21 protein-coding genes are annotated in these 23,606 nt (G+C 52.2%); 10 read left to right on the top strand and 11 right to left on the bottom strand.

Annotated features, from left to right (window positions below):
* The 3 genes from FDX03_RS23180 to pdhR form a co-directional block, all read right to left on the bottom strand.
* On the bottom strand, positions 1 to 570 hold a 570-nt coding region (locus FDX03_RS23180), incomplete at its 3' end, for a biotin/lipoyl-containing protein (protein WP_283204883.1).
* 14 nt (positions 571 to 584) lie between these two features.
* On the bottom strand, positions 585 to 3,248 hold the full coding sequence (gene aceE / locus FDX03_RS08705) for a pyruvate dehydrogenase (acetyl-transferring), homodimeric type (RefSeq protein ID WP_040229997.1): 2,664 nt from the start codon (positions 3,246 to 3,248) through the stop codon (positions 585 to 587).
* Between the two features lie 165 nt (positions 3,249 to 3,413).
* Positions 3,414 to 4,178: a pyruvate dehydrogenase complex transcriptional repressor PdhR gene (gene pdhR / locus FDX03_RS08700; protein WP_003018699.1), complete on the bottom strand. Its 765-nt coding sequence runs from the start codon at positions 4,176 to 4,178 to the stop codon at positions 3,414 to 3,416.
* 564 nt (positions 4,179 to 4,742) lie between these two features.
* Here pdhR and aroP point away from each other — a divergent pair.
* The 3 genes from aroP (at position 4,743) to FDX03_RS08685 (ending at position 8,628) form a co-directional block, all read left to right on the top strand.
* Positions 4,743 to 6,116, top strand: a complete 1,374-nt coding sequence (gene aroP, locus FDX03_RS08695; RefSeq protein ID WP_086523581.1) for an aromatic amino acid transporter AroP — start codon at positions 4,743 to 4,745, stop codon at positions 6,114 to 6,116.
* Between the two features lie 155 nt (positions 6,117 to 6,271).
* Positions 6,272 to 7,678, top strand: coding sequence for an MFS transporter (locus tag FDX03_RS08690; RefSeq protein ID WP_048212679.1), 1,407 nt, complete (start codon positions 6,272 to 6,274; stop codon positions 7,676 to 7,678).
* Positions 7,678 to 8,628 carry a family 43 glycosylhydrolase gene (locus tag FDX03_RS08685; RefSeq protein WP_137345800.1) on the top strand — a complete coding sequence of 317 codons (951 nt, stop codon included), beginning with the start codon at positions 7,678 to 7,680 and terminating at the stop codon, positions 8,626 to 8,628. Before FDX03_RS08690 ends, FDX03_RS08685 begins: the two co-directional genes overlap by 1 nt.
* A 92-nt stretch (positions 8,629 to 8,720) precedes the next feature.
* On the opposite strand, the gene ampE is transcribed toward FDX03_RS08685, so the two are convergent.
* Both ampE and ampD read right to left on the bottom strand, forming a co-directional pair.
* Positions 8,721 to 9,575 (bottom strand): beta-lactamase regulator AmpE, encoded by an 855-nt coding sequence (gene ampE / locus FDX03_RS08680; RefSeq protein WP_137345799.1) that lies wholly within the window; start codon positions 9,573 to 9,575, stop codon positions 8,721 to 8,723.
* Positions 9,572 to 10,135: a 1,6-anhydro-N-acetylmuramyl-L-alanine amidase AmpD gene (ampD, locus tag FDX03_RS08675; RefSeq protein ID WP_048212682.1), complete on the bottom strand. Its 564-nt coding sequence runs from the start codon at positions 10,133 to 10,135 to the stop codon at positions 9,572 to 9,574. Before ampD ends, ampE begins: the two co-directional genes overlap by 4 nt.
* 87 nt (positions 10,136 to 10,222) lie before the next feature.
* Between ampD and nadC the strand changes: the two genes are divergently transcribed.
* The 4 genes from nadC (at position 10,223) to hofC (ending at position 14,357) form a co-directional block, all read left to right on the top strand.
* Entirely contained in the window at positions 10,223 to 11,116 is an 894-nt protein-coding gene (nadC, locus tag FDX03_RS08670; protein WP_115644363.1) for a carboxylating nicotinate-nucleotide diphosphorylase, read from the top strand.
* 216 nt (positions 11,117 to 11,332) lie between these two features.
* The gene (gene ppdD, locus FDX03_RS08665) at positions 11,333 to 11,770 is read left to right on the top strand and encodes a prepilin peptidase-dependent pilin (protein WP_116360678.1); all 438 of its coding nucleotides are present in this window, start codon (positions 11,333 to 11,335) and stop codon (positions 11,768 to 11,770) included.
* Positions 11,771 to 11,779: 9 nt separating this feature from the next.
* Positions 11,780 to 13,165: a type II secretion system protein GspE gene (gene gspE / locus FDX03_RS08660; RefSeq protein ID WP_048212684.1), complete on the top strand. Its 1,386-nt coding sequence runs from the start codon at positions 11,780 to 11,782 to the stop codon at positions 13,163 to 13,165.
* Complete coding sequence (gene hofC, locus FDX03_RS08655; protein ID WP_048212685.1) at positions 13,155 to 14,357, top strand: protein transport protein HofC; 1,203 nt, start codon at positions 13,155 to 13,157, stop codon at positions 14,355 to 14,357. The genes gspE and hofC overlap by 11 nt, the downstream gene beginning before the upstream one ends.
* A 107-nt stretch (positions 14,358 to 14,464) precedes the next feature.
* Here the strand turns inward: hofC and FDX03_RS08650 are convergent, their stop codons facing one another.
* Positions 14,465 to 15,508 carry a GMP reductase gene (locus FDX03_RS08650; RefSeq protein ID WP_040229985.1) on the bottom strand — a complete coding sequence of 348 codons (1,044 nt, stop codon included), beginning with the start codon at positions 15,506 to 15,508 and terminating at the stop codon, positions 14,465 to 14,467.
* Between the two features lie 225 nt (positions 15,509 to 15,733).
* Here FDX03_RS08650 and coaE point away from each other — a divergent pair, with 225 nt between their 5' ends.
* Genes coaE through yacG form a run of 3 tightly spaced genes read left to right on the top strand, consistent with a single transcriptional unit; the run spans position 15,734 to position 17,301 of the window.
* Positions 15,734 to 16,354, top strand: a complete 621-nt coding sequence (gene coaE / locus FDX03_RS08645) for a dephospho-CoA kinase (protein ID WP_137345798.1) — start codon at positions 15,734 to 15,736, stop codon at positions 16,352 to 16,354.
* A complete protein-coding gene (zapD, locus tag FDX03_RS08640; protein ID WP_048212687.1) occupies positions 16,354 to 17,097 on the top strand; it encodes a cell division protein ZapD in 744 nt (247 codons plus the stop codon). Before coaE ends, zapD begins: the two co-directional genes overlap by 1 nt.
* A 9-nt stretch (positions 17,098 to 17,106) precedes the next feature.
* Entirely contained in the window at positions 17,107 to 17,301 is a 195-nt protein-coding gene (gene yacG / locus FDX03_RS08635) for a DNA gyrase inhibitor YacG (protein WP_005124648.1), read from the top strand.
* Between the two features lie 87 nt (positions 17,302 to 17,388).
* On the opposite strand, the gene mutT is transcribed toward yacG, so the two are convergent.
* The 5 genes from mutT to ftsZ form a co-directional block, all read right to left on the bottom strand.
* On the bottom strand, positions 17,389 to 17,778 hold the full coding sequence (gene mutT, locus FDX03_RS08630; RefSeq protein ID WP_048212688.1) for an 8-oxo-dGTP diphosphatase MutT: 390 nt from the start codon (positions 17,776 to 17,778) through the stop codon (positions 17,389 to 17,391).
* A 56-nt stretch (positions 17,779 to 17,834) separates the two neighbouring features.
* Positions 17,835 to 20,540, bottom strand: coding sequence for a preprotein translocase subunit SecA (gene secA, locus FDX03_RS08625; protein WP_115600965.1), 2,706 nt, complete (start codon positions 20,538 to 20,540; stop codon positions 17,835 to 17,837).
* Between the two features lie 60 nt (positions 20,541 to 20,600).
* Positions 20,601 to 21,107: a secA translation cis-regulator SecM gene (secM, locus tag FDX03_RS08620; protein WP_116360675.1), complete on the bottom strand. Its 507-nt coding sequence runs from the start codon at positions 21,105 to 21,107 to the stop codon at positions 20,601 to 20,603.
* Positions 21,108 to 21,391: 284 nt separating this feature from the next.
* Positions 21,392 to 22,309, bottom strand: a complete 918-nt coding sequence (gene lpxC / locus FDX03_RS08615) for a UDP-3-O-acyl-N-acetylglucosamine deacetylase (RefSeq protein WP_048212691.1) — start codon at positions 22,307 to 22,309, stop codon at positions 21,392 to 21,394.
* 100 nt (positions 22,310 to 22,409) lie between these two features.
* Complete coding sequence (gene ftsZ, locus FDX03_RS08610; protein WP_003018753.1) at positions 22,410 to 23,561, bottom strand: cell division protein FtsZ; 1,152 nt, start codon at positions 23,559 to 23,561, stop codon at positions 22,410 to 22,412.
* Positions 23,562 to 23,606: the final 45 nt, after the last annotated feature.

The raw sequence follows: 23,606 nt of genomic DNA, 5'->3' as shown, positions 1-23,606 counted from the left end.
AGCCTGAGCCGGAGCAGCAGGCGCTGCGCCCGCCACTTCGAAGACCATAATCAGGGAGCCGGTAGACACTTTGTCGCCGGTGTTGATTTTGATCTCTTTCACCACGCCCGCGAACGGCGCTGGAACTTCCATGGAAGCCTTGTCGCCTTCTACGGTGATCAGAGACTGTTCAGCCGCAACGGTGTCACCCACTTTAACCATGATCTCGGTAACTTCAACTTCGTCGCCGCCGATGTCCGGTACGTGTACGTCTTTCGCTGCCGCAGCAGCAGGTGCTGCTGCCGGAGCCGCTTCTTTCTTCTCTTCTGCCGGAGCAGGTGCAGCTGCTGCTGCACCGTCGGCGGAATCGAAAATCATGATCAGTTTGCCGGTCTCAGTTTTGTCGCCAACAGAGACTTTGATCTCTTTAACGATACCAGCCTGAGGAGACGGAACTTCCATAGAGGCTTTGTCGCCTTCTACGGTGATCAGCGACTGTTCAGCTTCAACTTTGTCGCCTACTTTGACCAGGATTTCGGTGATTTCAACTTCATCAGCCCCGATGTCCGGTACATTGATTTCGATAGCCATTATTCTTTTACCTCTTACGCCAGACGCGGGTTAACTTTATCTGCATCGATGTTGAATTTGATGATTGCGTCAGCAACCACTTTCTTATCGATTTCGCCACGTTTAGCCAGTTCGCCCAGGGCCGCTACAACCACGTAGGAAGCATCAACTTCGAAGTGGTGACGCAGGTTTTCACGGCTGTCAGAGCGACCGAAACCGTCAGTACCCAGTACGCGATAATCATCAGCCGGTACATAAGTACGAACCTGTTCGGCAAACAGTTTCATATAGTCAGTAGATGCTACTGCCGGAGCGTCGTTCATAACCTGAGCGATGTACGGAACGCGCGGCGTTTCCATCGGGTGCAGCATGTTCCAGCGCTCACAATCCTGGCCATCACGCGCCAGTTCAGTGAAGGAAGTCACGCTGTACACGTCAGAGCCTACGCCGTAGTCGTTCGCCAGGATCTGTGCTGCTTCACGGACGTGACGCAGGATAGAACCGGAGCCCAGCAGCTGAACTTTACCTTTCTTACCTTCGAGGGTTTCGAGTTTGTAGATACCTTTACGGATACCTTCCTCGGCACCTGCTGGCATTGCCGGCATGTGGTAGTTTTCGTTCAGCGTGGTGATGTAGTAGTAAACGTTCTCTTGTTTCTCACCGTACATACGCTCCAGACCATCGTGCATGATGACCGCAACTTCGTACGCGTAAGACGGATCGTAAGAGATACAGTTCGGGATAGTCAGAGACTGAATATGGCTGTGACCATCTTCGTGCTGCAGACCTTCGCCGTTCAGCGTCGTACGACCGGAAGTACCACCGATCAGGAAGCCGCGAGCCTGTTGGTCGCCAGCCTGCCAGCACAGGTCACCGATACGCTGGAACCCGAACATGGAGTAGTAAATGTAGAACGGGATCATCGGCAGATCGTTGGTGCTGTAAGAGGTCGCAGCAGCCAGCCAGGATGCGCCAGCACCCAGCTCGTTGATACCTTCCTGCAGGATCTGACCTTTCTCGTCTTCTTTATAGTAAGCAACCTGCTCACGGTCCTGCGGGGTGTACTGCTGACCGTTCGGGCTGTAGATACCGATCTGACGGAACAGACCTTCCATACCGAAAGTACGCGCTTCGTCAGCGATGATCGGCACCAGACGATCTTTGATCGACTTGTTCTTCAGCATCACGTTCAGGGCACGAACGAAAGCGATAGTGGTGGAGATTTCTTTGTTCTGCTCTTCCAGCAGCGCACCGAAGTCTTCCAGAGCCGGCAGTTCCAGCTTCTCGGTGAAGTTCGGCTGACGAGCAGGCAGGTAGCCGTGCAGTTTCTGACGCTGAGCGTGCAGATAGGTGTGCTCTTCAGAACCTTCCGGGAAGGTGATGTAAGACAGGTTTTCAACCTGCTCATCGGTCACAGGAACGTTGAAACGGTCGCGGATGTAACGTACGCCGTCCATGTTCATTTTCTTAACCTGGTGAGCGATGTTTTTACCTTCGGCGGTGTCACCCATGCCGTAACCTTTGATGGTATGGGCGAGGATTACAGTTGCTTTGCCTTTGGTTTCCTGCGCTTTTTTCAGTGCAGCGTAGACTTTCTTCGGATCGTGACCACCGCGGTTCAGAGCCCAAATCTGCTCGTCAGTCCAGTCAGCAACCAGCGCTGCGGTTTCCGGGTATTTACCGAAGAAGTGCTCACGTACGTATGCGCCGTCTTTGGATTTGAAGGTCTGGTAGTCGCCATCAACGGTTTCGTTCATCAGTTGGATCAGTTTACCGCTGGTGTCTTTACGCAGCAGCTCATCCCAACGACCGCCCCACATGACTTTGATAACGTTCCAGCCAGCACCTGCGAAGATGCCTTCCAGTTCGTTAACAATCTTGCCGTTACCGGTGACCGGGCCGTCAAGACGCTGCAGGTTACAGTTGATAACAAAGACCAGGTTGTCCAGTTTTTCACGGGTGGCGATGGTGATCGCACCTTTAGATTCTGGCTCGTCCATCTCACCGTCGCCCAGGAAGGCGTAAACGGTTTGTTTAGAGGTATCTTTCAGGCCACGGTGTTCCAGATACTTCAGGAATTTAGCCTGGTAGATAGCACCGATTGGGCCCAGACCCATAGATACGGTCGGGAACTGCCAGAATTCAGGCATCAGTTTCGGGTGCGGGTAGGAAGACAGGCCTTTGCCATGTACTTCCTGACGGAAGTTGTTCATCTGCTCTTCAGTCAGACGACCTTCCAGGAATGCGCGAGCGTAGATGCCCGGAGAGATGTGGCCCTGGAAGTAAATCAGGTCGCCGCCATCCTGCTCATTGCGTGCACGGAAGAAGTGGTTGAAACAAACGTCATATACCGTTGCGGAGGACTGGAAGGATGCCATGTGGCCACCCAGCTCGAGGTCCTTTTTAGACGCACGCAGTACGGTCATGATGGCGTTCCAGCGGATAGCAGAACGAATACGACGTTCCAGCTCCAGATTGCCCGGGTATTCCGGTTCATCTTCAACGGCAATAGTGTTTACATAATTGCTGGCCCCTGCACCTGCCGCTACTTTCACGCCGCCTTTGCGGGCTTCTGAAAGCAGTTGGTCGATCAGATACTGAGCACGCTCAACACCTTCTTCACGGATGACCGATTCGATCGCCTGTAGCCAGTCGCGAGTTTCGATCGGATCCACGTCATTTGGGAAACGTTCTGACATGGGGGTATTCCTTATCTATCTAATACGTTGAGTTATCTGGAACCTGTCCCATTGTGTTCTCGCTCGCGAGAGCACAATAAGACAGGTTCTGCGTTTAGTTGCCGCGCACTTTATATGGCGCTTGATTTACAACATCTTCTGGTTAACGTTCTGCCAGAAAAATCACTAATTCTTTCGTTGCTCCAGACGGCGTAAGGCGCGTTCACGACGGCTTTCCTCACGGCTTCTGTCCAGCAGGATCTCTTCGATAAAGGCCAGGTGACGGTGCGACGCTTCACGCGCCTCCTCCGGCTTCCCGGCGATAATTGCTTCAAAGATACGGGTACGGTGACTGCTTACCAGCGGCAGCATCTCGCGACGCGCATACAGCAATTCGAAGTTTTGCCGAACGTTCTGGGCCAGCATCGGCTCCATACACCTTAGCAAATGGAGCAGCACCACATTATGTGCCGCTTCGGTGACAGCAATTTGATACTGCAGTACCGCATCAGATTCGCCGTCAAGATCGCCGGACTGTTGAGCCAGCTCAATCGCATGGTGGAGTTCACGGATTCGCGTTTTGTCTTCATCCGTGCTGCGCAGTGCAGCGTAATAGGCAGCAATACCTTCCAGCGCATGGCGCGTCTCAAGCAGGTCAAACTGGGATTCAGGATGGTCGGAGAGCAGCTCTACCAGTGGGTCGCTAAAGCTCTGCCACAGGCTGCTCTGAACAAAAGTGCCACCGCCCTGACGACGAAGCAGTAACCCCTTCGCTTCAAGGCGTTGGATCGCCTCGCGTAAGGAGGGGCGGGAGACGTCGAACTGTTTTGCCAGCTCGCGTTCCGGTGGGAGTTTTTCTCCGGGGCGAAGTGTCCCCTCAAGAATTAAAAACTCCAGCTGCTGCTCAATCACATCGGAGAGTTTTGGTTGGCGGATTTTGCTGTAGGCCATGATTTCCTGTCTTAAGCCATTTGCCCGGAGTCAATTGGTCTTACCAATTTCATGTTCTTGACGCTAAAGTAACAAAGTATTCACCTTCTGTCCATACAGGTTTTGATTGAAATCAGTAAAGGAGGCATATTTTAACAACATTACAGAAATAACGTTTCAAACATGTAACTATGCACAAATGTTAAATTTACCCATCCCGAGGTAGTTTTAACCGAATTGAAACGAAAAAATATATTATCTGAACCGATTCACCTGCTTATTTATCGATTTATCAATCACTATTTTCGAATAAAAATTCAAATTGGAAATTTTGTGGTAGATAAACTCGCGCTTACAAATGGTTTCTTTTTATTCAACTCGTCTCTCACGCCGCATAAAGCAGGTGCATTCGCGCTCGCATAACATTATTCTGATCAAGACAAAAGTCTTTAGGCAACATTTCATAATTCATTGCTGTAAATAAATTAATACAACAAACGGAATTGCAAACTTACACACGCGTCACTGCGTGGTTCAAAATATAAGTACTCGAAAGATGAAGAGTAAAACCACACACGAGGTTTCATGATGGAAAGTCAACAGCATGGCGATCAGCTAAAGCGCGGCCTTAAAAACCGCCATATACAGCTTATCGCGCTGGGTGGCGCGATTGGTACCGGGTTATTCCTCGGGAGCGCATCCGTTATTCAGTCTGCAGGGCCGGGTATTATTCTGGGTTACGCTATCGCCGGATTTATCGCCTTTTTAATTATGCGTCAGCTAGGTGAAATGGTGGTTGAAGAGCCGGTAGCAGGCTCCTTTAGCCACTTTGCTTATAAATACTGGGGCAGTTTCGCAGGTTTCGCCTCTGGCTGGAACTACTGGGTGCTGTACGTTTTGGTTGCCATGGCTGAGCTGACGGCCGTGGGTAAATACATTCAGTTCTGGTACCCGGAGATCCCAACCTGGGCCTCTGCGGCCGCCTTCTTCGTGATTATTAACGCCATTAACCTCACCAATGTGAAAGTGTTCGGTGAGATGGAGTTCTGGTTTGCCATTATTAAAGTCATTGCCGTAGTCGCGATGATCATCTTCGGCGGCTGGCTGCTATTCAGCGGCAACGGCGGGCCGCAGGCCAGCGTCAGTAACCTGTGGGACCAGGGTGGCTTCCTGCCGCACGGCTTCACCGGTTTGGTAATGATGATGGCGATTATTATGTTCTCTTTCGGTGGGCTGGAGCTGGTCGGGATCACCGCAGCAGAAGCCGATAACCCGGAGCAAAGCATTCCTAAAGCCACCAACCAGGTCATTTACCGTATCCTGATTTTCTATGTGGGTTCGCTGGCTGTACTGCTTTCCCTGATGCCATGGACGCGTGTTACGGCTGATACCAGCCCGTTTGTCCTTATTTTCCACGAACTAGGCGACACCTTTGTTGCCAATGCGCTGAACATCGTGGTGCTGACCGCTGCCCTTTCTGTCTATAACAGCTGTGTCTACTGTAACAGCCGTATGCTGTTCGGCCTGGCTCAACAGGGCAACGCGCCAAAAGCGCTGATGAACGTCGACAAACGCGGCGTACCGGTGAACACCATTCTGGTTTCCGCGCTGGTTACGGCTCTATGTGTGCTGATCAACTATCTGGCGCCAGAATCCGCCTTTGGCCTGCTGATGGCGCTGGTGGTTTCCGCCCTGGTGATCAACTGGGCAATGATCAGCCTGGCGCACATGAAGTTCCGCAAAGCAAAACAGCAGCAGGGGGTTACCACCCGCTTCCCGGCACTGCTCTATCCGCTGGGTAACTGGGTGTGCCTGATTTTCATGGCTGCAGTACTGGTGATTATGCTGATGACGCCGGGCATGGCGATCTCTGTGTACCTGATCCCGGTATGGATTGCCATTCTTGGCATTGGCTATCTGTGCAAACAGAAAACGGCCGGTGCCGTGAAAGCGCATTAATCCTTCCCCCCACCTGCACCAGGTGGGGGTTGTTACCTGCCTCACACTTTCCCACAGATGACTGTTTAGTCCATATCAGCGGCGCTATCCTGCAACGCAAAAACACCAACACCAGACAATAATTCTCTCCATATCACATTAATGGAGTGCGCTTGATGGAAACCAGAAAGCTGTCGGTGAAAGAAAAGATCGGCTATGGAATGGGCGATGCCGGATGCAACATCATATTCGGCGCTATCATGCTGTTTGTTAACTATTTTTACACAGATATTTTTGGTCTTGCGCCTGCACTTGTCGGCGTATTGCTGCTTTCTGTACGCGTTATTGATGCCGTTACTGACCCTATCATGGGTGCAATGGCCGATCGTACCCGCAGTAAATATGGTCGGTTTCGTCCATGGCTTCTGTGGATGGCTTTCCCCTACGCATTATTCAGCGTATTGATGTTTACCACTCCGGAGTGGACGTATAACAGCAAAGTTATCTATGCGTTTGTCACCTACTTCCTGCTCTCTATTACCTATACAGCAATTAACATTCCCTACTGTTCACTCGGTAGCGTCATCACCAACGATCCGAAAGAACGCGTCGCCTGCCAGTCGTATCGCTTCGTGCTGGTCGGGATTGCAACTCTGCTACTCTCACTCACGCTACTGCCAATGGCAGACTGGTTTGGCGGGGAAGATAAAGCCAAAGGCTATCAGATGGCGATGGCCGTGCTGGCTTTCATTGGTATGTGCATGTTCCTGTTTTGTTTCGCGACCGTGCGCGAACGTGTACGCCCTGCGGTACCCACGAACGACGATTTGAAAGCCGATCTGAAAGACGTGTGGAAGAACGATCAGTGGGTGAAAATCCTGCTATTAACCTTGTGCAACGTCTGTCCGGGCTTTATTCGTATGGCCGCCACCATGTACTACGTCACCTGGGTTATGCAGCAAAGCACACAGTTCGCAACGTTGTTTATCAGCCTTGGCGTTGTCGGCATGATGATCGGCAGTATGCTCGCGAAGGTATTAACCGATCGCTGGTGCAAACTGAAAGTCTTCTTCTGGACCAACATCATCCTGGCGATTTTCTCCGCCGCATTTTACTTCTTCGATCCGAAAGCCACCATGATGATTATGGTGCTCTACTTCTTGCTCAACATCCTGCATCAGATCCCATCCCCGCTGCACTGGTCGCTGATGGCGGATGTCGATGACTACGGCGAGTGGAAAACCGGTAAACGCATCACCGGGATCAGCTTCTCCGGCAACCTGTTCTTCCTGAAACTGGGGCTGGCGATTGCCGGCGCGATGGTGGGCTTCCTGCTTTCCTGGTACGGCTACGATGCAGGCGCTAAAGCGCAAAGCGACTCCGCGATTAACGGCATTATGCTGTTGTTCACTATTATTCCGGGCGTAGGCTACCTGATTACTGCAGGCGTGGTTCGCCTGCTGAAAGTTGACCGCGAGTTCATGCAGCAAATCCAGACAGATTTAGAAAAGCGCCGCGCCAATTACCGTGAACTGAATGAATACCACGAGATAAAAACAACTGAAACCGTAAGGAAAGCCTGATGAATCAGTGGCCTAACCCCTTTATTGAACAACGTGCCGACCCGTTTATTTTACGTGACGGTAGCCACTACTATTTCATTGCTTCAGTGCCCGAATACGATCGCCTGGAGATCCGCCGGGCTGACTCTCTGGGGGAATTACGCACCGCGGAACCCGTTGTTGTCTGGCACAAACCGGACAGCGGCCCTATGAGCCAACTCATCTGGGCGCCTGAAATCCATCATCTGGCAGGTAAGTGGTACATCTACTTTGCGGCCACGCACACTCAGGCGCTCGATACGTTGGGTATGTTCCAGCATCGCATGTTTGCGTTGGAGTGCGCTGATGCCGATCCGCTAAGTGGTAAGTGGGTTGAAAAGGGGCAAATTAAAACCCAGTTTGATACCTTCGCGCTTGATGCCACAACCTTTAACCATCAGGGAAAACAGTGGTATCTGTGGGCGCAGAAATCGCCCGATATCGCCGGGAACTCCAATATCTATCTCGCAGAGCTGGAAAATCCATGGACGATTAAAGGCGAGCCGTTGATGCTAAGCCACCCTGAATATGACTGGGAATGCCGGGGTTTTTGGGTCAACGAAGGTCCTGCCGTCATGGTTCACGGCGATAAGCTGTTTATCAGCTATTCCGCCAGCGCCACCGATGAGAACTACTGTATGGGATTATTGTGGATTGACCTCAACGCCGATCCGCTCAACCCGCAGAACTGGCACAAATCACCGCGCCCGGTCTTTACCACCAGCTATGAAAACCGCCAGTTCGGCCCAGGACACAACAGCTTTACGCAAACGCCAGAAGGTGAAGATGTGCTGGTGTATCACGCGAGAAATTACACCGAAATCGAGGGCGATCCGCTGTACGACCCAAACCGCCACACTCGTCTAAAGCTCGTGCGTTGGGACGAAAACGGCATGCCAGATTTTGGCATCCCGCCTGCTGATACGAACTAAACTGTTGCACTGCCCGGTGGCGCTAACGCTTACCGGGCCTACACGTTTTTTCATTGTAGGTCGGATAAGCGTTAGCGCCATCCGGCACAACGCTATACTAATGCCCCATAAATGGTCAGCAGCGCAATGACCACCACCACCACAAACGAGGTTTTCTTCGCCATCGAAACGGCAGCTTTTGGCGTTTCAACTTTATCGGTATGAGGTTCGCGCGCCAGTGAGAACTGCGCCAGGCGCGTAAGCACCTGATATTGAGAAGTGTGCAGATCAGCAAGCGACGCAAACCAGGCCGGTAGCGCTTTCTCGCCGTGTCCTAACAGCGCATAGACCACGCCCGCCAGGCGCACCGGGATCCAGTCCAGCACATGCAGAATTGCATCGATACCCGATTGCAGACGCTGATGCGGCGTCTGATAGCGCGCCAGCCAGGACTGCCAGGCACGTAAAAAAGCATAACCCACCAGCGTCACCGGTCCCCACGGACCACCGACGATCAGCCAGAATAACGGCGCCAGATAAAAGCGAAAGTTGTTCCATAACAGCGCGTTCTGCAGTTCACGCAAAAACTCACGCTCATCGCAGTCCGGCGGCACGCCATGAATCAGCGTCAATTCGCTGGCCATCGCCTCACGGGCGTGAGCGTCATCGCGAGCCGCCGCGTTCAGATAGGCATGATAATGAAGACGCGTCTTGCCAGCGCCGATGCACAGCAGGCCAATTAAGATCCACGCCACCAGCAAGGGCACGTTAAACAGCAGCCCATGGAGTGCGCGCAGCAGCAGGAACGTCACCCCCATCGCAACCAGGGCCATGCCTACCGTACGCATCATCGAGAAATGCTTAACCCGACGGAAAAGAGCTTCAACCCGGTGATCAAGCTGCCAGTGCTCACCCAGCTTAAACAGGCGTTCAACAATCAACACCAGTAATGTTGTAAACAGCGTCATGTCATCTCCTTGTGTGACGAGGGGGTGACCAGGGCGCGAAACCTTGCCCAGTCAAATGAGGGGCCGGGATCGGTCTTACGCTCGGGCGCAATATTGCAATGCCCAGTCATGTTACTGGCAATCGCCGGATAACGCTGAATCAGCGTCTGCGTCACGGCAGCCAGTTGCTGGTACTGCGCATCGGTATAAGCCAGCGTATCCGTCCCTTCAAGCTCAATACCAATTGAGAAATCATTACAGCGTTCGCGGCCCTGATAGCTCGAGACGCCGGCATGCCAGGCGCGTTTATCAAAGGGGACATACTGCACGATCTCACCATCACGGCGGATCAGACAATGGGCAGAAACGCGCAAATGGGCGATTCCGGCAAAATAAGGATGGGCATTGGGATCAATCGTGCCCGTAAACAGCGCGTCGATCCATGGGCCGCCAAATTCACCGGGTGGCAGGCTGATATTATGCACCACCAGCAAAGAAGGGCTTTCGTCATCCGGGCGGCAATCGTAATGCGGAGAGGGAACGCGTCGCGCCTCTGCCAGCCAGCCCTCGTCTAACAACATGCAGAATCTCCTTATTGGTGGTGCTCATATCAGGTTCAGGGTAGCATGTTTCCACCTTATGATTCGTTAGCAATTTGGAGTTTTATCATGCCGCCTCGCCGCTATAACCCTGACTACCGACGTGACGCGCTGTTGGAACGCATAAATCTGGATATCCCTGCCGCTGTCGCTCAGGCGCTGCGTGAAGATTTAGGCGGAGAAGTTGATGCCAATAACGATATCACCGCACAGCTTTTACCCGAAGATATGCGCTCCCACGCTAGCGTAATTACCCGTGAAGATGGCGTTTTTTGTGGGAAGCGTTGGGTGGAAGAGGTCTTTATTCAACTGGCTGGCGATGATGTCAGCGTCACCTGGCATGTCGAAGATGGCGACAGCATTAAGGCTAATCAGCCGCTGTTTGAACTGGACGGCCCTTCCCGCGTACTGCTGACCGGTGAACGTACCGCACTCAACTTTGTGCAAACGCTGTCTGGCGTAGCGAGTGAAGTCCGTAAATACGTCGACCTGCTGGCGGGGACAAAAACCCAGCTGCTGGATACGCGTAAAACCCTGCCTGGGCTGCGTACGGCGCTGAAATACGCGGTATTGTGCGGCGGCGGCGCAAATCATCGTCTGGGGCTTTCTGACGCTTTCCTGATCAAGGAAAACCACATTATTGCGTCTGGTTCGGTGAAACAGGCCGTGGAAAAAGCCTTCTGGCTGCACCCGGACGTGCCGGTTGAGGTAGAAGTGGAAAGCCTGGATGAACTGGACGACGCGCTGAAAGCCGGGGCGGACATCATCATGCTCGACAATTTCGAAACCGACCAAATGCGCGAAGCGGTCAAACGTACCAACGGCCAGGCGCGTCTGGAAGTATCTGGTAACGTCACCTATGAAACGCTACGCGAATTCGCGGAAACCGGCGTGGATTTCATCTCTGTGGGCGCGCTGACCAAACATGTCCGCGCACTCGACCTCTCGATGCGTTTTCGCTAATCACTGACTGTTCTGCCCGATGGCGCTTCGCGTATCGGGCCTACAGCCCCGCCGCCGATCGGCAGTTTATTCGAGCATCTTCGCAAATACGTTGTCTGATTCTGTAATTTCGTAACATTCATCTGAACCGGCCTTCTCGTTCTATTTTTTGCCTCTCGCCTAAAATCCCTTCGATTTGCCAAAGTAGCGCCAGCTAACTCAAGGAGCAAATCAACAATGGACAAACAACGAGGCTTCACGCTTATCGAACTGATGGTGGTCATTGGCATCATTGCCATCCTCAGCGCTATCGGTATCCCCGCTTATCAAAACTATCTGCGCAAAGCCGCGCTGACAGACATGCTGCAAACCTTTGTCCCCTACCGTACTGCCGTCGAACTCTGCGCGCTGGAGCACGGCGGAACAGAAACCTGTGATGCCGGGACAAATGGCATCCCCTCTGTGACCACCACCCGCTATGTCTCAGGTATGAGCGTGGAAAAAGGCGTGGTCAGCCTCAGCGGGCAGGAAAGCCTGAACGGGCTAAGCATCACCATGACGCCGGGTTGGGACAACGCCAACGGCATAACGGGCTGGAATCGCAACTGCTCTATCCAGAATGACAGCGCGCTGCAACAGGCTTGCGAAGACGTTTTTCGTTTTGATGCCAACTAAGGAAAAGAGATGAATACCACCCAACTAACGGCGCTGTGCCAGCGCTATCAGGCCATATTACTGGATGCAGACAATGACGCGGTGCATATCGCCGTTGTGGATGCCCCTTCCCACGAACTGCTGGATGCACTGCATTTTGCCACGACCCGACGCATCGATATTGTGTGCTGGACGCGTCAGCAAATGGAGGGCCACACACACGCGCCGCGTAAAATGCTCCCGGCCATCATCACAGAAAGCAGCGCAACTGCCGCAGGGTTGCTGAACCATGCTTTTCAATCCGCGTTGGCACAACGGGCTTCTGATATTCATATTGAACCTGCGGAGAATCACTACCGGATCAGGATACGTGTGGATGGCGTACTACACACATTACCGGAAGTCACAACCGAGATGGGCATTGCTCTCACTGCAAGATTAAAGGTATTAGGCAGTCTGGATATTGCCGAGCACCGACTCCCGCAAGATGGACAATTTACCGTGGAGATTTCAGGTGACCCCATTTCGTTTCGCATCGCCACGCTGCCTTGCCGATGGGGTGAAAAAGTAGTGCTACGCCTGCTTCATCAGGTTAATCAAACGCTGGAGGTCAACGCACTGGGCATGCATGAGGCACAGTTGGCTGCGTTTTCACAAGCATTACAGCAACCACAGGGTTTGATTCTGGTCACCGGGCCGACCGGGAGCGGCAAAACGGTTACCCTGTACAGTGCGCTACAAACCCGAAACACCCCCGATGTGAATCTCTGTAGTGTAGAAGATCCGGTCGAGATCCCCATTGAAGGACTCAATCAGACACAAATCCATCCTCGCGCCGGACTTAATTTTCAGGGTGTATTACGTGCACTACTGCGCCAGGATCCCGACATTATTATGGTAGGCGAAATCCGCGACGGCGAAACAGCTGAGATTGCCCTGAAAGCCGCACAAACCGGTCATTTGGTTCTTTCGACACTGCATACCAATTCCACCAGTGAAACACTGATACGCCTGCAGCAAATGGGGGTGGCACGCTGGATGATTGCCTCCGCGCTGACATTAATAGTTGCGCAGCGATTAGTCAGAAAATTATGCCCACATTGTCGGCGACGACTTGATACTCCCATAACACTCCCGGCAACACTTTGGCCCACGCCACTACCGCGTTGGCAGGCACCCGGTTGCCAACACTGCTATCACGGGTTTTATGGTCGAACCGCTCTGTTTGAAGTACTGCCCATTACGCCTGCGTTGCGGCAACGTATTGCCGATGGTTCATCCGCAGACGTTGTGGAATCGGATGCTCAGCAAGCGGGCATGAGTACTCTTTTCGAGGATGGCTGCCAAGCGGTGGAACAAGGGTTAACGACATTTGAAGAACTGATCCGCGTACTGGGCACGCCCCATGCCAACTAAACACCTCTGGCGCTGGCAAGGAATAACCCACGAAGGTCAACCTGTAGCAGGGATGCTATGGGCTGATACCCGACCATCGCTCCTGTTTGTGCTCGAACAGCAGCAGATTACGCCAATTCACATTAACCGGATGCGCGTTAAAACCTCGCACTGGAGCAGAGCAAACAGTGCCGAAGCCATACGCCAGTTGGCAACACTGCTTAAAGCGGGATTGACACTTTCCGCTGGGTTAACTCTGCTCGCTGAACAGCATCCCAGCAACCAGTGGCAGGCATTACTGCGCACGCTGGCTTACGATATGGAACAAGGCATTGCGCTGTCAGCCTCGCTTTCGCGGTGGCAACACGTATTTCCCCCGCTGTACCAGGCAATGATCCGCACCGGAGAACTAACGGGCAAACTGGATGACTGCTGCTTTGAACTTGCCCGTCAGCAAAAAAACCAACAGCAACTCGCTGATAAAGTCAAAAAAGCACTACGCTACCCCATTATCATTCTTGCCATGGCGATAATGGTCGTGCTGGCGATGCTGCATTTTGTGTTACCTGAATTTGCCGCCATCTATCGCACGTTCAACACCCCGCTACCGACGCTCACTCAGTGGATTATGGCCGCGGCACACTACAGCAGTCGATGGGGATGGCTGGCAGGGTTGCTCTGCCTGGTGCTGGGAACAACATACGGGTTGATAAAGCAGAAACCCTACTGGCTTATTCTGCGTCAGAAAATACTGCTGCACTTCCCCATCATCGGGCCGATGGTCAGGGGGCAAAAACTTACACAGATCTTCACCGTACTGGCATTAACACAAAACGCGGGCATTCCCTTTCTGCAAGGTCTGGAGAGTGTCACTGAAACCCTTAACTGCCCTTATTGGTCCCAACGTTTGGCACAGGTGCATCACGATATCAGTGCCGGGAAGCCGGTATGGCTGGCGCTTAAAAATAGCGGTGAATTTAGTCCACTTTGCTTGCAACTGGTGAGAACCGGTGAAGCTTCCGGCTCTCTGGATGCGATGTTGCAAAACCTCGCCCGACATCACAGCGAGTACACGCTATCTCAGGCCGAAAATTTGGCGTCATTACTTGAGCCAGCCTTGCTTGTCATTACGGGGTTGATTATCGGTACGCTGGTTGTGGCAATGTATCTACCGATTTTTCATCTGGGAGATGCAATGAGTAGTGTGGGATAAATTTAAATGTCGGATGACGGCATAAACGCCTTATCAGGCCTACACAGAGCATGAGCGTAGGCCTGATAAGCTGTGCGCCATCAGGCGTTTAACAGTACGACCTGTTCTTACAGGCTATTGAAAACGCGGTTTTCTTGTTCCTGTACACGAATAAACGTTGTACGTTTGGTCAGCTCTTTCAGACGGGATGCACCGACATAAGTACAGGCTGAACGCAGTCCGCCAAGGATATCGCGAGCGGTATTATCAACCGGGCCGCGCAGAGGCAGCTTAACGGTTTTACCTTCAGCGGCACGATACTGAGCAACACCACCAACATGGCGCGTCATAGCAGACTCAGAGCTCATACCGTAGAACAACATGAATTTCTCACCGTTCTCTTCAACGATTTTACCGCCGCTTTCTTCATGGCCGGCCAGCATGCCGCCGAGCATCACGAAGTCCGCACCACCGCCAAACGCTTTTGCCACATCACCCGGCATTGTGCAGCCACCGTCGCTGACAATCATGCCGCCCAGGCCGTGCGCTGCATCAGCACATTCAATGACGGCAGAAAGCTGCGGATAGCCAACGCCAGTTTTTACGCGGGTGGTACATACAGAACCTGGGCCAATGCCCACTTTGACGATATCAGCACCGGAAAGCACCAGTTCTTCACACATCTCGCCGGTGACCACGTTGCCAGCACAGATCGTTTTTGTCGGCCAGGCCGCACGTGCTTTCGACACAAACTGAACAAAGTGCTCTGAATAGCCATTTGCCACATCAATGCAGATAAAGTTCAGCGCTGGATTCAGTGCCAGAATCTGTTTGGTTTTTTCGAAATCAGTGTCCGACGTCCCGGTTGAAACCATCACGTGTTTCAGTACATCGGCTGAGGAATCTGCAATGAAAGCGGCCCAGTCTTCAACAGAATAGTGTTTATGCACAGCGGTCAGGATGTCGAAGGAGGCAAGCGCCGTTGCCATGGCAAACGTCCCAACGGTGTCCATGTTCGCGGCGATAATCGGCACGCCGGACCAGGTCTGACCTGAATGTTTAAAGGTGAATTGACGTTCCAGTTCAACATCGGAACGACTTTTGAGAGTAGAGCGCTTAGGGCGGATAAGAACGTCTTTGAAACCTAACTTCAGATCTTCTTCGATACGCATGTGCGGATTCCTGGGGTTAATGGCGAAAAATCGAAACTCACAACTCCAGTGACGCTATCATACGCACTAATCAATGCCGCGCAAGACTGCGAAATTCTCTTTTTTTACGCTACAATCCCATAAATTTACCTGGCGAATAGTAGGTTAATCCTGCAGCAGCCTCGCCTTCGCACGCTTAACTTTTAACTGTTTGATAATCAAACTTAAACTCCAGGATCTGCATCTATGAGGTATACAGTAGCCTTAACCGGCGGCATTGGCAGTGGTAAAAGTACCGTTGCAAATGCGTTCGCTGACCTCGGAATAAACATCATTGATGCAGATATTATTGCGCGCCAGGTGGTTGAACCCGGCACACCCGCCATTAAGGCGATTGCAGAACATTTTGGTTCCGAGGTGATCGCCGCGGACGGATCGTTGCAGCGACGCATTTTACGCGAACGCATTTTTTCCGATCCTGATGAGAAAAAATGGCTAAATGCATTGCTCCACCCACTTATTCAGCAGGAAACACAGCGTCAGTTTCAGCAAGCGACCTCTCCTTATCTGTTATGGGTCGTCCCCTTGTTGGTAGAAAACGCGCTGTATAAAAAAGCCGATCGCGTACTCGTCGTGGATGTCACCCCTGAGACTCAACTCAGGCGAACCATGCAGCGCGATGATGTTACGCGCGAGCACGTTGAACAAATTTTGGCTGCCCAGGCAACACGTGAAGCACGCCTTGCCGTGGCAGATGATGTTATTGATAATAATGGCGCACCGGATGCTATCGTCTCGGATGTCGCCCGCCTGCACGCACTCTATTTGCAATTCGCGTCGCAGTTTGTCTCACAGGAAAAACCGTAATGCACACCCAGGTCCTTTTTGAACACCCTCTCAATGAGAAGATGCGTACATGGTTGCGCATTGAGTTTCTGATCCAACAACTCTCCATTAATTTGCCCATTGTGGATCACGCAGGTGCACTGCATTTTTTCCGCAATGTGGGGGATTTACTGGATGTATTTGAACGTGGCGAAGTCCGTACTGAACTCCTCAAAGAGCTGGAAAGACAGCAGCGAAAACTTCAGGCCTGGGTTGAAGTTCCGGGCGTCGATCAAAGCAGAATCGACTCTTTACGTCAGCAATTAAAAAGTGCGGGCAGTATTCTGATTTCTGCCCCGCGCATCGGACAAACCCTGCGTGAAGACCGTCTGATTGGCCTTGTTCGTCAGCGTTTAAGTATTCCCGGCGGATGCTGCAGTTTTGATTTGCCGACTTTACATATCTGGCTGCATCTGTCACAGACTCAGCGTGACACACAGGTTGAGACCTGGCTTGCCAGCCTGAACCCGCTCAACCAGGCATTGTCTCTGGTCTTGGATTTAATCCGCAACTCAGCACCGTTTCGTAAGCAAACCAGCCTGAATGGTTTTTACCAGGACAACGGCGATGATGCAGACCTACTGCGTTTACAGTTGCCGCTCGCTTCGCAGCTTTATCCGCAAATATCGGGTCATAAGAGCCGCTTTGCCATTCGCTTTATGCCACTGGATAGCGAGAATGGTCAGGTGCCTGAGCGCCTCGATTTCGATCTGGCGTGCTGTTAAGGAGTTAAGATGTCTGAACAAACTATCGTAAACTGCCCAACCTGCGGTAAAGCAGTCGTGTGGGCAGAAGTCAGTCCGTTTCGTCCATTCTGCAGCAAACGTTGTCAGTTAATCGACCTGGGTGAATGGGCCGCGGAAGAGAAGCGTATCCCAAGCTCCGGCGATCTGTCAGAAAGCGATGACTGGAGCGAAGAGCAGAAGTAATTCAGCGACAACGGCAGGCCGGATAAGCGTTGCGTCCCCGCAATAATTTGCCGGATGCGGCGTTGCCTTATCCGGCCTACAACACCATTAGCCAGCAATCAACTTTTCAATGACCGGCGCATTCGCGGGCGGGAAATCCTGCGCATTCAGAGCGGCTTGCGCAATCCACTGCGCTGGCTGCCCCTCTTTTCCCCATGGCTCTCCTTCCCAGCTTTCAACCAGCCAGAACCACAGCGTGATATGTCTGTCCGGAAACTGATACTCCAGCTTTTCGAACAATGAGCTTTGAGTCGGCGTAATACCAACTTCTTCCTGTAGCTCGCGAACCAGCGCCTGTTCCGGCGTTTCGCCCGCTTCTATTTTTCCGCCGGGGAACTCCAGCTTATTTGCCATATGAGCATCGGCGGCACGCTGAGTGATAAAAATCTCGTTGTGCTTATTACGAATAATTCCAACAGCGATTTGCAGTACTTTCATATTTATCGTCCATAAAAAAGGCGCAGAATTCTGCGCCTTTTCAGTGAGTTATTTTCTTAGCTCAGACGGCCATGGCACTGTTTGTATTTTTTACCGGAACCGCAAGGGCACGGATCGTTACGTCCCACTTTACGATCGCCGGTTTGTGCCGCCAGCTCTTCTGCGACAGCAGACTCATCATCTTTGTGGCTCAGCTGCTGCATCTGCGCTAAACGCTCAGCATCTTCGCGACGCTGCTGCTCCATCGCTTCTACTTCTTCAGGCATACGCACCTGAACTTTGCTCAGGGTGCTGATCACTTCGTACTTCAGTGATTCCAGCATTGATGCAAACATAGAGAAGGATTCGCGTTTATATTCCTGCTTCGGATCTTTTTGCGCATAACCACGCAGGTGGATACCCTGACGCAGATAGTCCATCGCCGCAAGGTGCTCTTTCCACAAGGAGTCGAGAGTTTGCAGCATCACGCCTTTTTCGAAGTGACGCATCATCTCTGCGCCCACAACGTCTTCTTTACGCTGATAAACTTCTACGGCGTTTGCCAGAATACGTTCGCGCAGCGTTTCTTCGTGCAGCTCAGGCTCTTTATCCAGCCACTCTGAAATCGGCATCTCGAGGTCGAAATCATTTTTCAGACGTTCCTGCAGACCCGGGATATCCCACATTTCTTCCAGAGACTGCGGCGGAATATAGGCATCAATCGTTGCTTTGAAGACATCTTCACGGATGCTGTTGATGGTTTCGCTAACGTCGGACACATCCAGCAGTTCATTACGCTGGCTGTAGATGGCACGACGCTGATCGTTGGCAACGTCATCGTATTCCAACAGCTGTTTACGAATATCGAAGTTGCGGCTTTCTACTTTACGCTGCGCGTTAGCAATCGCTTTGGTTACCCATGGGTGTTCAATCGCTTCACCTGGCTTCATGCCCAGTTTACGCATCATGCCAGACACGCGGTCGGAGGCAAAAATACGCATCAGCGCATCTTCCATCGACAGGTAGAAACGAGAAGAACCCGCATCCCCCTGACGACCGGAACGGCCACGCAGCTGGTTATCGATACGGCGAGATTCATGACGTTCGGTACCAATGATGTGCAAACCACCGGAGGCCAACACCGCGTCGTGACGCACCTGCCAGTCAGCTTTAATCTGTGCGATTTGTTCTTCTGTCGGATTTTCCAGCTCGGCGACTTCTGCCTGCCAGCTACCGCCCAGCACGATATCCGTACCACGACCCGCCATGTTAGTGGCAATGGTCACGGCTGAAGGATAGCCCGCCTGTGCGACGATTGCTGCTTCGTTAGCGTGGAACTTGGCGTTCAGCACGTTATGCTTGATACCTGCTTTGGTCAGTTCGTTAGAGACCACTTCAGATTTTTCAATGGAGATAGTACCCACCAGCACCGGCTGGCCATTTGCGGTACGCTCTTTAATATCTTCAATGATCGCCTGAATTTTTTCCGCTTCGGTCATGTACACCAGATCCGGTAAATCCTTACGGATCATCGGACGGTTGGTCGGCACCACTACGGTATCCAGTTTGTAGATAGAGCTGAATTCGAACGCTTCGGTATCTGCTGTACCGGTCATACCGGCCAGTTTTTCGTACAAGCGGAAGTAGTTCTGGAAGGTGATAGAAGCCAGCGTCTGGTTTTCGTTCTGGATTTCTACGCCTTCTTTGGCTTCAACAGCCTGGTGCAGGCCGTCGGACCAGCGACGCCCCTGCATGGTACGTCCGGTGTGTTCGTCGACGATGATAACTTCGCCGTCTTTCACAATGTAGTCTACATCACGGGTGAACAGCACATGTGCACGCAGTGCAGCAGTCACGTGATGCATCAGCATAATGTTGCCCGGAGAGTACAACGACTCACCTTCATCCATAATGCCTTCTTTCACCAGCAGTTCTTCAATCAGAACCAGACCACGTTCGGTAAGGTTAACCTGGCGCGATTTCTCATCGACAGAGAAGTGGCCTTCGCCCTGGAATGTGTCAGAATCTTCCTTCTCCTGACGGATCAGGTTTGGAATGATTTTGTTCACTTTCTTGTACATTTCCGAGCTATCTTCAGCCGGGCCGGAAATGATCAGCGGAGTACGTGCTTCATCGATCAGGATGGAGTCGACTTCATCGACCAGCGCATAATGCAGTTTACGCTGAACGCGCTCTTCCGGGCTAAACGCCATGTTGTCGCGCAGGTAGTCAAAGCCGTATTCGTTGTTGGTACCGTAAGTGATGTCAGCATTGTAAGCTTCACGCTTGGCCGGAGCCGGCAGACCTGACATGTTGATACCTACGGTCATACCGAGGAACTCAAACAGTGGGCGGTTATTTTCGGCGTCACGCTGAGCCAGATAGTCGTTCACGGTAACGACGTGTACACCTTTCCCGCTTAATGCGTTCAGGTAGGCTGGCAACGTTGCGGTCAGGGTTTTACCTTCACCGGTACGCATTTCTGCGATACAGCGATCGTTGAGGACCATACCACCCAGCAGCTGAACGTCGAAGTGACGCATACCGAACACACGCTTACTCGCTTCACGGACTACCGCAAATGCTTCCGGGATCAGGCTTTCCACGCTGGCACCTTTTTCCAGACGGGCGCGGAATTCAGCGGTCTTCGCTTTCAGCTCATCATCGGAGAGTTTTTCCATCTCCGGTTCCATCGCGTTGATGACGTTGACCACTTTGCGCATACGACGCAGCGTACGTTCGTTACGGCTACCGAATACTTTCGTTAATAATTTGATTAGCATAATAAAATCTCAAACGCCCCGCGGTGCGGAGTCAAAAATTATAAGTTGGAAGGTTCTTTTTTAGCTGAGGCGTTGAGGACCAGCGCGGATACCCTGCTGCTGGCTTATCCAGACAGGAATACTAAACGCGGCCTGAGAAGTGAAATGGGCATATGTCACGCGACTTACTGTCGCCGGCGGTCTGCCTTCCTGCGTCAGCATCGCGCTAAGCGTATTCAGTAACGCAAGATGGTGCGCCTGGATTGGCAACGGCTCTTCGGCAACGGGCAGCGCCTGAGGGGCCATAGCAAAAGAAAGATGGCGTATAACCGTACGAATGGCATGTTGATGCCAATAATCAACAGTAAAATTCGGGCGACGGTTAGTGGCTTCCAGCAAAGCAAGCTGGTTAAAGTTAACTTTAGCGCCTTGATCGTGATTGCTGGCGGTCGCCTTCGCGGGGGTATTAGGTTCAGCAGCATTACCGATCGCGGGCAGGCCAAAACTTGCCGCGACCATCCCTAATAAGAGATGCGGCCAGAAGTACCGTCTGCCTAACTGTCGCCAGCGCGTCAGTATTCCACTCACGTTATTGCCACCTGATCTACCCTGCGTTTGGGGTTATAAATGCAAAACCATTTTTTGCGCACAAATATTACCATTAATGCGTTCGCACCACAGCAGTAATGACGCAAGTCGCGGGTAAATATGCTTAAGAAAGCAGCGATCGCTCAGTATTTTAATCTGACAGCGGGAAAAAAGCCGCATCGAAAAAGACGGTGAGCTATTGGAGGATAAAAAAAAACGACTGGCTCACCTGGCCGGAGAGAGTGCCAGATTGACCAGTCGAATTTATACGACAACGTATGTCGTTATGCCAGTACGGTCGAAGGCGCTTTGAACGCCAGCGGCAGTTCTGCGTCGTCCTGGAAGGTCACATATTCCCAGGCTTCCTGTTTTGCCAGGACCGCCTGCAACAGTTTGTTATTCAATGCATGACCGGATTTATACGCGGTAAATGCACCAATAATGTTGTGACCACACATGAACAAGTCACCGATCGCGTCGAGCATTTTGTGACGAACGAATTCATCTTCAAAACGCAGGCCGTCTTCGTTCAGTACGCGATAATCGTCAACAACGATGGCACAATCGAAGCTGCCGCCCAGGCACAGGCCGCGGGACTGCAGATATTCGATATCACGCATGAAGCCGAAAGTACGCGCACGGCTGATCTGACGCATGAACGCATCAGCAGAGAAGTTCATCGCATAGCGCTGGGTGCTGGAGTCGATCGCCGGATGGTTAAAGTCGATGGTGAAATCCAACGTAAAACCATTATACGGCTTAAACTCAGCCCACTTGTCGCCATCTTCGACGCGAACGGTCTCTTTGATGCGGACAAATTTCTTCGCACTGTTCAGTTCTTCAATACCTGCATCAAGCAGCAAGTAAACGAACGGAGCAGCACTACCATCCATGATCGGGATTTCCGGGGCATTAACCTCAATAACGATGTTATCGATACCTAAGCCCGCCAGAGCAGCATTAAGATGCTCAACGGTTGAAATCCGCACATCATGCTCGTTGACCAGACACGTACAGAGCATGGTATCACGCACAGATTTGGCATCGGCCGGGAAATCTACCGGAGGATTCAAGTCGGTGCGACGATAGATGACCCCGGTGTTGGCCGGCGCAGGGCGTAATGTCAGGGTGACTTTTTTGCCGGTATGTAAACCGACGCCAGTCGCCTGAACGATACGTTTAAGAGTCCTTTGTTTGATCATCGTATAATCTCGCCAAATTACCTATCCAACCGAAGTGTACTATACATTCGGTGGGCCAGTTTAGCACAAAGAGCCACAATCCCCAAATTCCAGCTAATTCTTAATCAGCTTGCTTACGCAGGAATGCAGGGATATCCAGATAATCCGGCTCTTTAGTGGTCTGCGGCGTATTGTCGTTAACCACCTTCGCTACCGGTTTTTGCTCTTGCGTCAACGGCGCCATGCCGTGCTGCTGGTAACGATCCATTACCGGCTGCTGAACCTGCTTGTTGGTCACCAGAGTGATTTCAGGACGCTTGTCCATACCAATTCCAGTGGCAACAACGGTAACGCGCAGTTCGTCGTTCATATCCGGGTCCAGAGAAGTACCGATAACCACAGTCGCGTTATCCGATGCAAATGCACGGATGGTGTTACCCACGGTTTCGAACTCATCCAGACGCAGGTCGAAGCCCGCAGTAATGTTAACCAGCACGCCACGCGCGCCAGACAGATCGATATCTTCCAGCAGAGGTGAAGAGATAGCCATTTCAGCCGCTTCTTCAGCGCGATCTTCACCGCTCGCCACGCCAGAACCCATCATCGCATAGCCCATTTCGGACATCACGGTGCGCACGTCGGCAAAGTCGACGTTCATCAGGCCCGGACGGGTAATCAGTTCAGCGATACCCTGGACTGCGCCTTTCAGCACATCATTCGCTGCGCCAAACGCATCCAGCAGGGAGATACCGCGACCCAGCACTTTCAGCAGTTTGTCGTTCGGGATAGTGATCAGAGAGTCCACATGTTTGGACAGCTCGGTGATACCCTGCTCCGCAAATGCCATACGCTTCTTGCCTTCAAAGTTGAAAGGCTTAGTCACGACAGCAACGGTCAGAATACCTAAATCTTTTGCTACTTCAGCAACCACTGGCGCTGCACCGGTCCCGGTCCCGCCGCCCATGCCTGCTGCGATGAACACCATGTCTGCGCCGTCAAGCGCTGCACGCAGAGCTTCACGGTCTTCGTCTGCCGCATTACGACCGACTTCCGGGTTTGCACCCGCGCCCAGACCCTTGGTGATGCCGCTACCAATCTGAATGGTCTGTCCAACCGCCGTTTTACGCAACGCCTGGGCGTCGGTATTCACCGCGAAGAATTCAACACCTTCGATGCGCTCGCGCACCATGTGTTCAACGGCATTACCGCCGCCGCCGCCGACGCCGATGACTTTAATCACCGCGTCATTGGTCAGTTCCATAGGTTCAAACATAGTTTCTCTCTCCGTTTTACACTTTATCCTTCAAGCCGCCTCTTT

It is taken from the genome of Citrobacter sp. wls827, from assembly GCF_005280875.1.
In the GTDB taxonomy this organism is placed as follows: domain Bacteria; phylum Pseudomonadota; class Gammaproteobacteria; order Enterobacterales; family Enterobacteriaceae; genus Citrobacter; species Citrobacter youngae.
This window is presented reverse-complemented; position numbering and strand designations above follow the sequence as displayed.